Source organism: Enterobacter cloacae complex sp. P18RS (assembly GCF_014982105.1).
GTDB lineage: Bacteria > Pseudomonadota > Gammaproteobacteria > Enterobacterales > Enterobacteriaceae > Enterobacter > Enterobacter hormaechei_C.
Window position 1 is genome coordinate 1 of record NZ_JADCKV010000035.1, and the last position, 13,661, is coordinate 13,661.

At 51.3% G+C, this 13,661-nt stretch carries 13 protein-coding genes and 1 pseudogene; 5 read left to right on the plus strand and 9 right to left on the minus strand.

Annotated elements, in window-relative coordinates:
• Positions 1 to 501: 501 nt before the first annotated feature.
• Together INF61_RS21315 and INF61_RS21320 are read right to left on the minus strand one after the other, a co-directional pair.
• Positions 502 to 777 (minus strand): annotated as a pseudogene (locus INF61_RS21315) (SOS response-associated peptidase family protein); the annotation flags it as partial.
• Between the two features lie 627 nt (positions 778 to 1,404).
• Entirely contained in the window at positions 1,405 to 1,632 is a 228-nt protein-coding gene (locus INF61_RS21320) for a hypothetical protein (RefSeq protein WP_017384578.1), read from the minus strand.
• Between the two features lie 151 nt (positions 1,633 to 1,783).
• On the opposite strand from INF61_RS21320, the gene INF61_RS22965 reads away from it, so the two are divergent.
• Complete coding sequence (locus INF61_RS22965; protein ID WP_213083756.1) at positions 1,784 to 1,948, plus strand: YnfU family zinc-binding protein; 165 nt, start codon at positions 1,784 to 1,786, stop codon at positions 1,946 to 1,948.
• A 161-nt stretch (positions 1,949 to 2,109) separates the two neighbouring features.
• Here the strand turns inward: INF61_RS22965 and INF61_RS21325 are convergent, their stop codons facing one another.
• The 3 genes from INF61_RS21325 to rstA form a co-directional block, all read right to left on the minus strand.
• A complete protein-coding gene (locus INF61_RS21325; RefSeq protein ID WP_063413498.1) occupies positions 2,110 to 2,328 on the minus strand; it encodes a cold shock domain-containing protein in 219 nt (72 codons plus the stop codon).
• A 387-nt stretch (positions 2,329 to 2,715) separates the two neighbouring features.
• The gene (gene iraM, locus INF61_RS21330; protein ID WP_370553206.1) at positions 2,716 to 3,135 is read right to left on the minus strand and encodes an anti-adapter protein IraM; all 420 of its coding nucleotides are present in this window, start codon (positions 3,133 to 3,135) and stop codon (positions 2,716 to 2,718) included.
• 389 nt (positions 3,136 to 3,524) lie between these two features.
• Positions 3,525 to 4,241 (minus strand): two-component system response regulator RstA, encoded by a 717-nt coding sequence (gene rstA / locus INF61_RS21335; RefSeq protein WP_063413497.1) that lies wholly within the window; start codon positions 4,239 to 4,241, stop codon positions 3,525 to 3,527.
• Between the two features lie 127 nt (positions 4,242 to 4,368).
• On the opposite strand from rstA, the gene INF61_RS21340 reads away from it, so the two are divergent.
• On the plus strand, positions 4,369 to 4,704 hold the full coding sequence (locus INF61_RS21340; RefSeq protein ID WP_015570648.1) for a GlpM family protein: 336 nt from the start codon (positions 4,369 to 4,371) through the stop codon (positions 4,702 to 4,704).
• Here the strand turns inward: INF61_RS21340 and folM are convergent.
• From folM to ydgH, 3 genes are all read right to left on the minus strand, one after another.
• Positions 4,701 to 5,423, minus strand: coding sequence for a dihydromonapterin reductase (gene folM / locus INF61_RS21345; protein WP_063413496.1), 723 nt, complete (start codon positions 5,421 to 5,423; stop codon positions 4,701 to 4,703). The genes INF61_RS21340 and folM overlap by 4 nt on opposite strands.
• A 39-nt stretch (positions 5,424 to 5,462) precedes the next feature.
• Positions 5,463 to 6,845: an amino acid permease gene (locus INF61_RS21350; RefSeq protein ID WP_003857548.1), complete on the minus strand. Its 1,383-nt coding sequence runs from the start codon at positions 6,843 to 6,845 to the stop codon at positions 5,463 to 5,465.
• 185 nt (positions 6,846 to 7,030) lie between these two features.
• Complete coding sequence (gene ydgH, locus INF61_RS21355) at positions 7,031 to 7,975, minus strand: DUF1471 family protein YdgH (protein ID WP_000769339.1); 945 nt, start codon at positions 7,973 to 7,975, stop codon at positions 7,031 to 7,033.
• 535 nt (positions 7,976 to 8,510) lie between these two features.
• Here ydgH and pntA point away from each other — a divergent pair.
• The 3 genes from pntA to INF61_RS21370 all read left to right on the plus strand — a co-directional run bounded on the left by pntA (position 8,511) and on the right by INF61_RS21370 (position 12,656).
• Positions 8,511 to 10,040: a Re/Si-specific NAD(P)(+) transhydrogenase subunit alpha gene (gene pntA, locus INF61_RS21360; RefSeq protein ID WP_193548110.1), complete on the plus strand. Its 1,530-nt coding sequence runs from the start codon at positions 8,511 to 8,513 to the stop codon at positions 10,038 to 10,040.
• A 10-nt stretch (positions 10,041 to 10,050) separates the two neighbouring features.
• Positions 10,051 to 11,439 (plus strand): Re/Si-specific NAD(P)(+) transhydrogenase subunit beta, encoded by a 1,389-nt coding sequence (pntB, locus tag INF61_RS21365; protein WP_003857541.1) that lies wholly within the window; start codon positions 10,051 to 10,053, stop codon positions 11,437 to 11,439.
• Positions 11,440 to 11,546: 107 nt separating this feature from the next.
• Positions 11,547 to 12,656, plus strand: coding sequence for a mechanosensitive ion channel family protein (locus INF61_RS21370; RefSeq protein WP_017694101.1), 1,110 nt, complete (start codon positions 11,547 to 11,549; stop codon positions 12,654 to 12,656).
• 40 nt (positions 12,657 to 12,696) lie between these two features.
• On the opposite strand, the gene uspE is transcribed toward INF61_RS21370, so the two are convergent.
• Positions 12,697 to 13,647: a universal stress protein UspE gene (gene uspE / locus INF61_RS21375; RefSeq protein WP_006808916.1), complete on the minus strand. Its 951-nt coding sequence runs from the start codon at positions 13,645 to 13,647 to the stop codon at positions 12,697 to 12,699.
• Positions 13,648 to 13,661 lie beyond the last annotated feature (14 nt).

Sequence of the window (13,661 nt, forward strand, 5' to 3'; positions counted from 1 at the left end):
TTTATACCACAGTTATTGTAAGGATATTCTATGCTATTTTAATTAGATGTTTTGTTATATTTTCATTTGAAGCTACTATTCATTGCATGGGCAAGTTAAATAACTAAAAAAACTTACTAAATTTCTGTTGGTACAGTAGCTTACATTATACAGTTTAGAGCTGAATACACCTGTGATTATAAAGCCTATTGAATAAATGTTGGTCGATAGATATGAGGGTGATCATGTGAACTTCATTTAAGGAAAGCGAAAGTAGTGATAAACGGAGTCTCTATCGCGAACTATCAATTTCAAGTGAAAATGTCTGAAGATATCATTGTGAATCAATTTCATTGTTCTTTAATTACGAGGTGTTTTTTAACTCGAAGTGGTTAATATTTACACAAACATTTTATTGATGTCACATTCAGAAAATACTGAATATAAATTGTACCCTTAGAATGGCTGATTGACGATAGATGCCGTGAATAAAGTCCGCTCGATGTAGTAGGGCTATTCTTATTGCCCATGAGGTTTGAACACTCTGCTTGTGGCCACGATTCCTACGCGCGCGTTAATCAACGACGGTTTATCCCACCACCCAGGCGCGTATGACCACAGCACCGAATCGAGGTGCAGCTGCTCGTCGCGTTCGCTCAGTAGCAGGACCTTGGTACCGGGTGCGACGTTGAATCGGCCAATAGGTTCCGGGTCATAAGCGATGTCACGATCGGCTTCATCGGCCAGATATGCCAGATATTCTTCACGGGTTTGGGCTTGTGCAAAACGTCCACACATAGAAACCTCCAGTCAGTCAGACTGAAAGTATAGGGCAGGGAGAAAAAGTAGCGCGCGCTGGTTAAGTCTTACAATCGGATCGGTTGTGATTATGGTTAGACGTCAGATGGGCGTAAAGCGGGACGTTGCGAAACTGGAAAGAGCTACGCAAAAGAGGGGGATTTTGGGGGCAGATTTGGGGGCATTTTGAAAGAAGGGACACCGATAGGGGCACAAAAAAGACCGTGCACGTCCGTAGATGTCCGTTAAATGTTTTTGGCTAACTCATTGAAATCATGATAAATTAAGCCATTTCAATGAGTTGCGGATTTTCTGCACACTAAAACTGCACAAACAGCTTTTTCATTGGATAGCACCGCTAAATCAATCAATTAAGAACCCGGCTTTACTTCGTCAGCCCTGCGTGGACATCCATATCACCACAGGAGCGAAGAAGGTTGATGATACACTTTCTTCGGAAACAGAGGGAGCAAAGTGAGCAGCACGATTATGCGGAATAGTTAAATTTAAAGGGCAATGTCGTAAAAAAGCCTGCATTTTGCAGGCATTAATAATGATGGATTGTAATTTTTCTCATTCTGAGTGAAATAAATGCTGTGTTGTTAACCGGACTAGTGACAGAAAATATTATAAATATTGTTTGGCAGCATCAGATATTTCCTGAGAGGTAAGTTCCCTGTCTGAAGCAACATAGATAGAATTATGATCTCCCGTCAACGACGGAAAGCTTGCAGTCATGATCTGAAGATTTATTTCTTCACCATCCGGATATGTCTGGCGTACAGACGTTATGCCCTTAAGCACGATAATGACTTTGCTGGGGTTGGCATTAAAAAAAATGATCACCTTTTTCATATATCACTCTATATCTCTTTGTTATTGTGCAAGGTAAGAATGTTCCATAAGCGTGGCTCCTTTCCTTTTTTTGCTCTCTTTGGGAAATAAAAGCAAGCAATATCCTGCCTTAACGTGTATGGTGGCAACCCTTTTCATTCAGGAGCAGCCTATGTCGGGACGTAAAAACTCGCAACTTCGTCGCAATTATTTAGTCAAATGTTCATGTCCAAACTGCGCTAAAGAGTCAGAGCACAGTTTCACTCGCATACAAAAGGGGGCCCAACTTGTCTGTCCCTACTGTAGCGCTTTGTTTAAATCCTCTCAGCGTCTCTGAAGAAATACTCATACAAGAAGTGGAAGAGACGATGTTTTTCGCGGTCACCTGACCTCAATAACACTTTACTGATTTACAAGCAGTTAGCATCGGATTGTAGACTGCTTGTGCAGTCCACGAGCCAGAAGCAACATCATCGTCAACGCGGCTGTGTGCTGATATTATTTATCGCAAAGCGTTACATTCGCAGCAGCAGGGCCTTTATCGCCGCTTACGATGATAAATTCGACTTTCTGACCTCCAAAAAGTGTTTTGAAGTTCTCTCCCTGAAGGGCAGAGAAATGCACGAAAACATCTTTGCTGCCATCTACAGGGGAGATAAAACCAAAGCCTTTATTTTCCTTAAACCACTTAACCAGACCTAAAATTTTTGATGACATAAAGACTCCATTTGAACATTTCCGAAGTGATATAAAAGCTAATAAACATATAATGCTAAGGTGTGGACTCAAAAGGAGGGGATATCAGCGATAGCGCCTGGTTATGAGAATTGTCATGCAACTTGTCCAACTATTATTGGATCGGACTAACGAGACCATTAATGCACGGGCAGGGTTAATTAGCAATTTTTATTTTAGCCTTCCGGATGGCTTGCTTAAAATTGCACAATAAAAATTAATTTGGTACAAGAAGCCAGAGTTGCCAGGCGTGACTACAGCCCAAATGTCCCCACAGGAGCATTTGGGCTGTAGTCACGGAGATTTATCCGGACAAAGGCGGTGCAGCAGAAATATTAATTATCTTGATCTCAATATTTCCGATTTTCGCTAATGTCTGGATTTACCTGTGCTGACAATCAGTGGGTTGGTGGCAAACCCATGCGGGCATTTCCGCGCGTTGCAATGCACCGCGTAAGTGCATATCTCCTCGTGCTGGTTTCGATTGTATGGGCAGGCCATCTTGTTTTTAATTTCACTCCACAACATTTCGTTGTAAGGTGATATGTTGTATATCGATATAGGCTTGAAAACACCATTTATGAAGACGCCATTTTTTGTCAGATATATCCTGTCACCGGGGTACAAATAGACATCGCTTTCATACCAAATGATGAGTTTCAAGAACTTGAGTCCCAAGATGCTTGAATAAACGATTCCCGTGTTAGGACAAATTACCGAGCTAATGACTCTCCATGACATTGCTATACCTCTTTCATTAAATAATTGAGAGAGTATAAGGTTTAGCATGAGAATTAGATTTCTGCAAACACGTAAGCTATTGAAAAAGATCGATATTATTTATATGTTCGCCATTATCCCCTTTGTTTTCATAAGGATAAGATAATGATTAAGTCAATTGTAAAGATCATTTTTAGCCTAATGTGCATTTAAGTGACGGATTTTTGATCGATGATGGTGCCTGCTCTGCTGAATATATATTGTACTATAGCAATCAAATACATTAGCGCTACTTTTGTTTACGCGAAAAATGCACATCGAATAGAACTGGAGAGAGGAATCAGACCAGAGGATATGTCATAACTGACGATGCATATAATCGATAACTTTCGACGAATACCGATAACAATTCCGATGCATCGTCAGTTATTTTTTGAATATTCCAGTTGGCCCCTTTTTCAGGTTTCCCAGGCGTGCGGTGCAAACAGATAGCCCTTGTTGCGTACGGTTTTGATGCGGTAAGGTTCCGTGGCGTTATCCAACAGTTTTTTACGCAGTCGTGAAATCGCCACATCAACGCTACGATCCATTCCGTCGTAACTTACGCCGCGCAGATTTTTCAGCAATGCATCCCGGTCCATAATTTGTCCGGCATGGGTTGCAAGCTCCCACAGCAGGTCAAAATCTGCGGTTGAGAGCGCAATCAGCTCCCCGGAAAGCATAACCTGTCGGTTGACCGGGTCGATAGAAAGTGTGCCGAAACGCATCGCTTTATGCGGCGTTAAGGAGGGCGCAGGCGCTTCACGCTCAGCGCTGGCACGCTGACGCAGATGGAGGCGTAAACGGGCTAGCAGAACCGCCGGCGGCGTGGTTTTCAGGATGTAGTCGTTTGCGCCCATCTCAAGCGACAGAATATGATTCATATCGCTGTCGAGAGAGGTCAGCAGCACGATCGGGCCGTCCCATTTCGCGCGCAGATCCCGGCATAGCGTCATACCATCTTTCCCGGGCAGCATGATGTCCAGCAACACCAGATCCGGATTTTCGCGGTTGACGACGTCTTCAGCGCGATCGCCACGAGGCTCGACAACCACTTCCATATCATGTTTAACCAGATAAGCGGCGATTAATTGCCCCACCTCGGGTTCATCTTCAACATAAACAATCTTATTCATACAACGTCTGTCATCGCGAAAAACGTCAACATACACCGCGCAACCTTAACCTTCCATTAATCTTTCAAAATTAGCCGGAGTTCCGTTATCCTGCACGGGAATGTTATTTGATTGTTAAGGGAAAAGAATGGGGCTGGTGATAAAAGCCGCGCTGGGTGCGCTGGTCGTACTGCTGATTGGGGTGCTGGCTAAAACGAAGAACTACTACATTGCCGGGCTGATCCCGCTGTTTCCCACCTTTGCGTTAATCGCGCACTATATTGTGGCCTCTGAGCGGGGTATTGAGGCGCTGCGCGCCACCATTGTGTTCGGGATGTGGTCGATCATCCCGTATTTTATTTACCTGCTGTCGCTGTGGTACTTCACCGGTTTTCTGCGTCTGCCCATGGCGCTGGGCGGGGCGGTGGTCTGCTGGAGCCTCAGCGCCTGGGTGCTCATCTTCTTCTGGAGCCGCTTTCACTAGCGCAGGGGGCGGCCACCGTCCACGGCAAACGTTCGGCCCGTGACGTAACAGCTGGTCAGCAGATAATCGATCAGGTCGATCACCTCTTTCTCGCCGGGCGCAATTTTCATTAACGACTTGTTGAGCGCCTGCTGACGATACTCGGCATCATCGCCTTCGTTAAATAAAATCATCGCCGGAGCAATCGCGTTGACCTTTACCTCGGGCGCCAGCTTGCGTGCGAAAGAGCGGGTCATATTATCCAGCGCGGCTTTGCTGGCCGCATAGGCGATGTGTTTGTCGCTTCCTCGCTCCACCACGTAATCGGTGAAATGGATAATGTCTCCTGCGGCATGGCCGTGTCCGCGCAGCAAATCCTGTAGGGCATGGTTGAGCAGATAAGGCGCATTAACGTGGATCTGCATCATGCAGGCGAGCGTTTCGCTGAGTGAATGTCCTGCTTTTTCGGGAAGCCAGGTACTGGCGTTGTGAATAACCGCCCGCAGTCCGTGGGTGGTCGACTTCACTTTGTCCACGAAGGCGAGAATACCTTCATCTGTGGAGAAATCCGCCTGAATGCAGACTGCTCCGGCATTTCGTAGCCCTTCAATGGAGGGATATTCCGTGCGGTAACTGACGATAACCGGATGGCGAAGATTGAGAAAGTGATGGGCGAGGGCGAGGCCAATGCGACGGCCTGCGCCAGTGATCAATATTGGGCGTTGCTGCGTGTGTCCCATCGTAATCTCCTTTTCAGTTCAAAAATGGGACAGGCGGCGCTATCCCATTAACATCCACGTTGCCGGTACGGCAGCGACTAACAGCAAACCTATCAATGCCATTTCGCGGCGCTTAAGGGCATTATCAAGCTGATGTGTACGGCGAGCGTAGATAAACACCAGCAGGCCCGGCGCGTAGAGCACCACGGACAGCAGCAGATGCATCGGTCCGGAAGCATACAACAACCATAGACCGTAAATACAGGCGCCGACGCCTACCGCATAGTGTGCCGGGCGGGTCGCAATTTTTAACAGATATGCGCCCACTAAGAAATAGGGTACCAGAATCATCTCGGAGGCGATGGTCAGCAGCGTGTTATAGTCCGATCCTGTGAGCCAGATCAGCACCAGACAGACCTGCACGCTGATGTTGGTGAGCCACAGAGAGGCCGATGGCGCACTGTTTTTGTTCTGACGGGCAAACAGGCGCGGGAACGCTTTGTGCGTGGCGGCCAGGAACGGGACTTCCGCTGCCATAATGGTCCAGCTCAGATAGGCGCCGCAAACGGAAACAATCAGACCCGCCGCGATAATCACGTCCCCCCAGGGACCCAACATTTTCACCATCAGCCCTGCCATGGACGGGTTACGCATTTCCGCAAGTTCAGGGCGAGCTACCACGCCGAGCGACAGCAGCGTCACCAGCAGATAAACGCCCAGCGCCGCCAGTACGGCCAGCAGCGTGGCGCGTCCCACATCGCGCTTGTTACGCGCGCGGGCAGAGACCACGACGGCACCTTCAACGCCGATGAACACCCACAGGGTGATCAGCATGGTATTTTTCACCTGTTCCCAAACGGGGACGCCCAGCGCAATGCCGCTGAAATCGAGCGTAAAGACATCGAGACGGAAGGCGAGGAAGGCCAGCACGACGAACAGGCCAAGCGGCACCAGCTTGGCCAGCGTCGCCACCAGGTTAATGCTGGCCGCGGTCTGAACGCCACGCAAAATCAGCCAGTGAACTATCCACAGCAGCACCGAGGCGCCGACGATGGACTGCCAGGTATTGCCGTCGCCAAACAGGCGCAGTTCGGGCGTGTCGGTAAAGAAGCTGAGCGCCGAGAAGACGATAACCAGATAGGAGACGTTGGCGATCACCGCGCACAGCCAGTAACCCCAGGCGGAGCAGAAGCCGATCAGCTCGCCGAAACCTTCCCGGGCGTAAGTGAATATTCCGCCGTCCAGATCCGGTCGGATACGGGTCAGCAGCAGCATGGCGAACGCCAGCAGCAAAATCCCGACACCGGTAATGCCCCAGCCAATCAGTAATGCGGCCGGGCTGGCGACGGCCGCCATGTTCTGCGGCAAACTGAATACGCCCGCGCCCAGCATTGAGCTCAATACAAGTGCAGTTAAAGCACTCAGGCCAAGTTTCTTTTCCATTGGCTTCCTGTTATGAAAAGTCCAAATCCAGAATAATTATTTCGCTAAGGCGCATAAAAATGGTGGATCACGCTAAGGCGCGGGATTTTACGGAGTGTGAAGGGTGCATGCAATGACGTGTGGCAGAAATCAGAAAAAAAGTAACAAAAAAGGCGGCACTGCGCCGCCTTTATGAAACCGTTTTGTTACTTGTACAGATCGGCGCTGATGGTCAGGTTGTTACCACGTTCCTGCCACTGGCGGGTGATGTGGTAATACTTCGCGCCTTTCTTCGCAGCACGCTTCGCCACCTGATAGGAGATTTCCGTCATGTTGCCATAGTTGCCCGTAAACTTGATGCTGTCGAACGGAACCATCTGCGCGGCAGTGGCTTTGTTCAGCTCTTCAATTTTCGTGCCGTCTGGTAACGTAACGGTATAACGACCGCCTTTGGTGGATTGGGTTTCAAAGAAACGACCCACTTCAGCGCTTGGTGCCGCCGAGGTTGCAACGCCCGGAATTTCCACTTTCTTCGCTTCTTCACCGCCTTTCGCTAACGCGGCACGTCCCGCATCTGAATCCGCTGGAATGGCATCCGGGCTTTGTACTACGCGTTTTTTCGCATCTTGCTTATAGATGAAGGCGGTGATGCGCTGGTTTCCGCCCTGGTTGGCATCAACCTGACGCACGATATAGAACGCGTAAGCGCCTTTTTCTCTCGCGGCTTTGGTGATGGCATCGTTAACTTCAGGCTGGCTGCGGTAGAAGCCCTGAACGGTCACGGTGTCATACGGTTCCAGCTGAACAGCCTGATCTTTCGGCAGTTCAACAATGCCGTTAATCACGCGGTTTTTCTGTTCATCTGCTTTTGGGGCATTCTCTTTGTACAGCGCAATCGTCACGCGCTGGTTGCCGCTGTTGCCCTGATCGGACTGGTCAACAACGTAAAACGAGGCAGCGCCGTTTTTATCGGCGGCTTTTGATGCGGCGGCGACGGCATCGCCAATTGAGTTATAGCGACCCACAATGACCGTATGGTCAAAAGGTTTTAACGCTGCCGCTTGCTCCGGCGTCAACTCTGTCGCGGCATTCGCAGACAGGGCGGTCGCGGAAAGAAGTGCGGACGCCAGGAGTGTGTTCTTAAGCTTCATAAAAATAATCCTTCGCCTTGCGCAAACCATGTACTGGTGTTGTTGTTAATTTGAGACGGTCCCGATTATGGCATTTAACACCCGTCGCTGTCTGCGGCATTTTTCACAGCCTGTGCTCACCAAAGGACCTGATTCGATAACATTTTGTGATATGTGGAAAAAACAGGCGCTTCACAAGCAAAACTGATTAAGCATATGACTTTTACAAGTTAATTTAATGTTAATGAGTTGTTCTTTTATGGCGCTATATCATGTTTTTACCGCTTCGCTTGCGCGATTTATCGGTCCTGAAGGCGAATTTAAGGTAAATATCTCTGTCAGTGACCCCGATCGCTTATTTTTCACAGATAAAGTAAGAAATAGTGTTTTCTGGCGGTAGATCACGGGCGCTATTTTCAGTAGGTTATAGAAAGTTTGTTACTGTTTTATTTTCCGGGGTTAATCATTCTCCGTCGATATCTCGATGGTGAAAATTGATACAAACCGTGGGCAATTATCGACAAACCATCATCAAAAACCGATGGAAGGGAAAACTATGCGTATTGGGGTACCAAAAGAACGGTTAGCCAATGAAACCCGCGTAGCGGCAACACCAAAAACGGTGGAGCAACTGCTTAAACTGGGTTTTACCGTCGCGATTGAAAGCGGCGCGGGCAAACTGGCGAGTTTCGATGACGAGGCCTTTACTCAGGCTGGCGCGGACGTAGTGGACGGTGCTGAGGTCTGGCAATCACCCATCATTCTGAAGGTCAACGCACCGGAAGAGAGTGAAATTGAACTGCTGAACGCGGGCACGACGCTTGTGAGCTTTGTCTGGCCAGCCCAAAACCCGGAGCTGATGGAGAAGCTGGCAGCACGCGGTGTCACCGTGATGGCGATGGACTCCGTGCCGCGTATATCGCGCGCGCAGTCTCTGGATGCGCTGAGCTCCATGGCGAACATTGCCGGCTATCGCGCCATTGTCGAAGCTGCGCATGAGTTTGGTCGCTTCTTTACCGGTCAGATTACGGCGGCAGGTAAAGTACCACCCGCGAAGGTGATGGTGATTGGTGCCGGTGTGGCAGGTCTTGCCGCTATCGGGGCCGCAAACAGCCTGGGCGCTATTGTTCGCGCGTTTGATACCCGGCCGGAAGTGAAGGAGCAGGTGCAGAGTATGGGCGCCGAATTCCTTGAACTGGACTTCAAGGAAGAAGCGGGCAGCGGTGATGGTTACGCGAAGGTCATGTCTGAAGCCTTTATTAAGGCGGAAATGGCGCTCTTTGCGGCGCAGGCAAAAGAGGTGGACATCATTGTCACCACCGCGCTTATTCCGGGTAAACCGGCGCCGAAGCTGATCACCCGTGAGATGGTGGATTCCATGCAGCCGGGCAGCGTTATTGTCGATCTGGCGGCGCAAAACGGCGGTAACTGTGAGTATACCGTGCCAAACCAGGTCACGACGACCGCGAACGGCGTGAAGGTGATCGGTTATACCGACCTGCCAGGGCGTCTGCCAACCCAGTCCTCTCAGCTGTACGGCACGAACCTCGTTAACCTGCTGAAGCTGCTCTGCAAAGAGAAAGACGGCAACATTACCGTTGATTTTGATGATGTGGTGGTGCGTGGCGTTACCGTGGTGCGTGAAGGGGAAATCACCTGGCCTGCACCGCCGATTCAGGTTTCCGCTCATCCTCAGGCTGCGCCGAAAGCGGCGCCAGAGCCCGCGGAGCCAGCAAAACCTGCGTCGCCGTGGCGCAAATACGCCATCATGGCGCTGGTTATTATCCTGTTTGGCTGGCTGGCGGATGTCGCGCCAAAAGAGTTCCTTGGCCACTTCACCGTCTTCGCGCTCTCCTGCGTGGTGGGTTACTACGTCGTGTGGAACGTCTCCCATGCGCTGCATACCCCGCTGATGTCGGTCACCAATGCCATCTCCGGGATTATCGTGGTCGGGGCATTGCTGCAAATTGGTCATGGCGGCTGGATCAGCTTCCTGAGCTTCATTGCGGTGCTGATCGCCAGTATCAATATTTTCGGTGGTTTCACCGTGACTCAGCGCATGCTGAAAATGTTTCGTAAAGGCTAAGGGGTAGCATATGTCTGGAGGATTAGTTACAGCCGCATACATTGTTGCTGCAATCCTGTTTATTTTCAGTCTGGCGGGGCTTTCCAAACACGAAACGTCTCAGCAGGGAAATAACTTTGGTATCGCCGGGATGGCGATTGCGCTGATTGCCACCATCTTTGGGCCGGACACCGGCAACGTGGCGTGGATCCTGGTGGCGATGATCATCGGCGGCGCGATTGGTATTCGTCTGGCGAAACGCGTTGAAATGACCGAGATGCCGGAGCTGGTTGCCATTCTGCACAGCTTCGTGGGTCTGGCGGCGGTGCTGGTGGGCTTCAACAGCTACCTGTACCACGAACCGGGCCTGGAGCCGATTCTGGTGAACATCCACCTGACCGAAGTGTTCCTCGGCATCTTCATCGGTGCGGTGACCTTCACCGGGTCGATTGTGGCGTTCGGCAAGCTGCGCGGGAAGATCTCTTCCAAACCGCTGATGCTGCCTAACCGCCACAAGCTGAACCTGGCGGCGCTGGTCGTTTCCTTTGTGCTGCTGGTGGTCTTCGTGCGTACCGAAAGCGTAGGCTTGCAGGTGCTGGCGTTACTGGTGATGACCATCATCGCGCTGGCTTTCGGCTGGCATCTGGTGGCGTCTATCGGCGGAGCAGATATGCCGGTGGTGGTTTCCATGCTGAACTCCTACTCCGGTTGGGCGGCGGCGGCGGCAGGCTTTATGCTGAGCAACGACCTGCTGATTGTCACCGGTGCGCTGGTCGGTTCTTCCGGTGCGATCCTGTCTTACATCATGTGTAAGGCGATGAACCGTTCGTTTATCAGCGTCATCGCGGGTGGCTTCGGTTCTGACGGCTCATCAACCGGTTCTGATGAGGAAGTGGGTGAACACCGTGAAATCAGCGCGGAAGACACCGCAGAGATGCTGAAAAACTCGCATTCCGTCATCATCACCCCAGGCTATGGCATGGCGGTGGCGCAGGCGCAGTATCCGGTGGCGGAAATCACCGAGAAACTCCGCGCGCGCGGCATCAAGGTTCGCTTTGGTATTCACCCGGTGGCGGGGCGTCTGCCAGGCCACATGAACGTGCTGCTGGCGGAAGCGAAGGTGCCTTACGACATTGTGCTGGAAATGGACGAGATCAACGATGATTTCGCCGACACCGACACCGTGTTGGTGATTGGCGCCAACGACACCGTTAACCCGGCGGCGCAGGACGACCCGCGTAGTCCGATTGCGGGTATGCCTGTTCTCGAAGTGTGGAAGGCGCAGAACGTCATTGTCTTCAAACGCTCTATGAACACCGGCTATGCTGGCGTGCAGAACCCGCTGTTCTTTAAAGATAACACCCACATGCTGTTTGGCGACGCCAAGGCCAGCGTGGATGCGATCCTGAAAGCGCTGTAATTGCACTTTATCCTGACAAACCGCCCCCTGGGGCGGTTTTCTTATTTCTGCGGCCAGCTTTTCTCCTCTGTCTATACTTTACCCTTTGTGTAATACGAGGAGGTGTAATGCGATTTTTGTCCCGCTTCGACATCATCGAGCTGATGATGACGCCATCTTTCTGGATCGGCGTCGCCACGGTGGTTTTTGTGACTCTGCTGGTGTACTGGCTGCTGACGCGTCTGATCGCCTTCGTTAAGAAAGGGATCACTACCTGGGGCGACAAGCACCCCACCACCAACCGGATGCGTTTTATCCTGACGGATATGCTTAACCGCACCAGCCGCTTCCTGCTTTTTGTCGTGGCGCTGTTATTCAGCCTGCGTTTCGTCGACTTACCGGATCATCTCTTTGGTACCGTGAGCCACGCCTGGTTCCTGGTTTTCGCTATCCAGGTGGCGCTGTGGATGGATCAGGGGGTGGTGTCGTGGCTTCGTCACGTCATGCTGGCGCCGGGAAGCCATAAAAACCCGGTGACGCTGGTGATCACGGGGCTTATCCTCCGTGCCATAGTCTGGTCAGTGATGCTGCTGTCTATTCTTGCTAACGCGGGCGTCAACATCACTGCTCTGGTTGCCAGCCTTGGGGTAGGGGGTATTGCAATCGCCCTCGCGGTGCAAACGATCCTGAGCGACGTGTTTGCATCGCTTTCCATCGGTTTTGATAAGCCGTTCGAAATTGGCGATTTTGTGGTGTTTAACGATGTCGCCGGGACGGTAGAGCACATTGGCCTGAAAACCACCCGTATCCGCAGCCTGAGCGGGGAGCAGATTGTCTGCGGGAACGCCATTCTGCTGCAACAGACGCTGCATAACTACAAACGGATGCAAACGCGCCGGATCGTCTTTACCTTCGGGGTTGCCAGCGACACGGCGCCGGACAAACTGCGTTCAGTGGGTGATATGGTCAAACAGATCATTACCGACGTCGGGGAAACGAAGTTTGACCGCGCCCATTTCCTGGGCTTCGATCGCGATCGCCTGACCTTCGAGGTGGTCCATATCGTTAATACGGCGGACTACAACAAGTACATGGATATTCAGCAGGAGATCAATATCCGTATTCTGGAGGGGCTGAACCAGCAGGAGATCAAGCTGGCGCTGCCGAGCATGGTTCTGCACGCGCCCTGGATGAATGCCGGCGACGAGGCACCGACGCAGCGGTTGAGCGAAGCGTAATAAAAAAGCCCGCCGTTACCGGCGGGCTTTCATTTTGGGGTCAATCGTCTTCCTCATCGTCCAGTTCAACCGGCGTTTGATACTGATCCGGTTTGATGACCAGAAGGTCGCAGCGCAGGTGGTCAATCACCTGCTCGGCGGTATTTCCCAGGAACGCGGCAGAGATACCGGTCCGGCCAATGGTGCCCAGCACCACAATCCCGGCCTGCAAATGCTCCGCCAGATCCGGAATAACCTCTTCCGGTAACCCTTTTTCTACGTGCGTCATATTCTCATCGATACTGAATTTCTGGCGCAGCGCTTTCATGGCCAGCAGATGCTGACCGCGAATCGCGTCGTTATACACGCTCGGGTCAAATTCAGGCAACTCGATGGCGATATTGATTGGCGTAACCGGATAGGCACCCACCAGATGGACTTCGGTGTGGTTAACCTGGTCGGCAAGCTGGATGGTTTCCTTCACCAGCTTCTCGTTCAGCGAATTGTGATAATCCTCTTCGCTGGCCAGATTCACCGCCACGACGGCTTTCCCGCCCTCAGGCCATGGCTGATCTTTCACCATCCATACCGGGCAAGGGCATTTGCGCAGCAGGTGCCAGTCGGTTGGAGTGAAAATCACGGATTCCAGTTTGTCATGCTGGTGCGCCATTTTCAGCAGCAGGTCATGCCCACCGGCCACCACTTCCTGAATAATGGCTTCGAAAGGTCGGTTGTGCCAGACCACTTTGATATCAATCGGTACGCCCGCTTCCAGGTAATATTTCGCCTGCTCGCGGATCCACGCGGTACGCTGGCTGATCACTCCCTGACGCATAGCGGTGCGCTCGTCAGGCGACAGAAGGGTGGTCATCTCGTATGAGAAGTCATAAATCGGCAAAAAGGCTTTAATTTTGCCACCAATCCGTTGATGTAAATACACAGCACGTCGTAATGCCGGCTGATCGTCCTGATTAGGATCGATAGCCACCAGCATGTTTTGATACTTTGCCATACAGGTCTCCTTAC

Coding starts and splice junctions, on each gene's coding strand:
- INF61_RS21325 (WP_063413498.1), bottom strand. CDS start 2,328: ATGTCATCAAAAATTTTAGGTCTGGTTAAGTGGTTTAAGGAAAATAAA.
- pntA (WP_193548110.1), top strand. CDS start 8,511: ATGCGTATTGGGGTACCAAAAGAACGGTTAGCCAATGAAACCCGCGTA.
- rstA (WP_063413497.1), bottom strand. CDS start 4,241: ATGAATAAGATTGTTTATGTTGAAGATGAACCCGAGGTGGGGCAATTA.
- INF61_RS21320 (WP_017384578.1), bottom strand. CDS start 1,632: ATGAAAAAGGTGATCATTTTTTTTAATGCCAACCCCAGCAAAGTCATT.
- iraM (WP_370553206.1), bottom strand. CDS start 3,135: ATGCTAAACCTTATACTCTCTCAATTATTTAATGAAAGAGGTATAGCA.
- folM (WP_063413496.1), bottom strand. CDS start 5,423: ATGGGACACACGCAGCAACGCCCAATATTGATCACTGGCGCAGGCCGT.
- INF61_RS21340 (WP_015570648.1), top strand. CDS start 4,369: ATGGGGCTGGTGATAAAAGCCGCGCTGGGTGCGCTGGTCGTACTGCTG.
- uspE (WP_006808916.1), bottom strand. CDS start 13,647: ATGGCAAAGTATCAAAACATGCTGGTGGCTATCGATCCTAATCAGGAC.
- pntB (WP_003857541.1), top strand. CDS start 10,051: ATGTCTGGAGGATTAGTTACAGCCGCATACATTGTTGCTGCAATCCTG.
- ydgH (WP_000769339.1), bottom strand. CDS start 7,975: ATGAAGCTTAAGAACACACTCCTGGCGTCCGCACTTCTTTCCGCGACC.
- INF61_RS21350 (WP_003857548.1), bottom strand. CDS start 6,845: ATGGAAAAGAAACTTGGCCTGAGTGCTTTAACTGCACTTGTATTGAGC.
- INF61_RS22965 (WP_213083756.1), top strand. CDS start 1,784: ATGTCGGGACGTAAAAACTCGCAACTTCGTCGCAATTATTTAGTCAAA.
- INF61_RS21370 (WP_017694101.1), top strand. CDS start 11,547: ATGCGATTTTTGTCCCGCTTCGACATCATCGAGCTGATGATGACGCCA.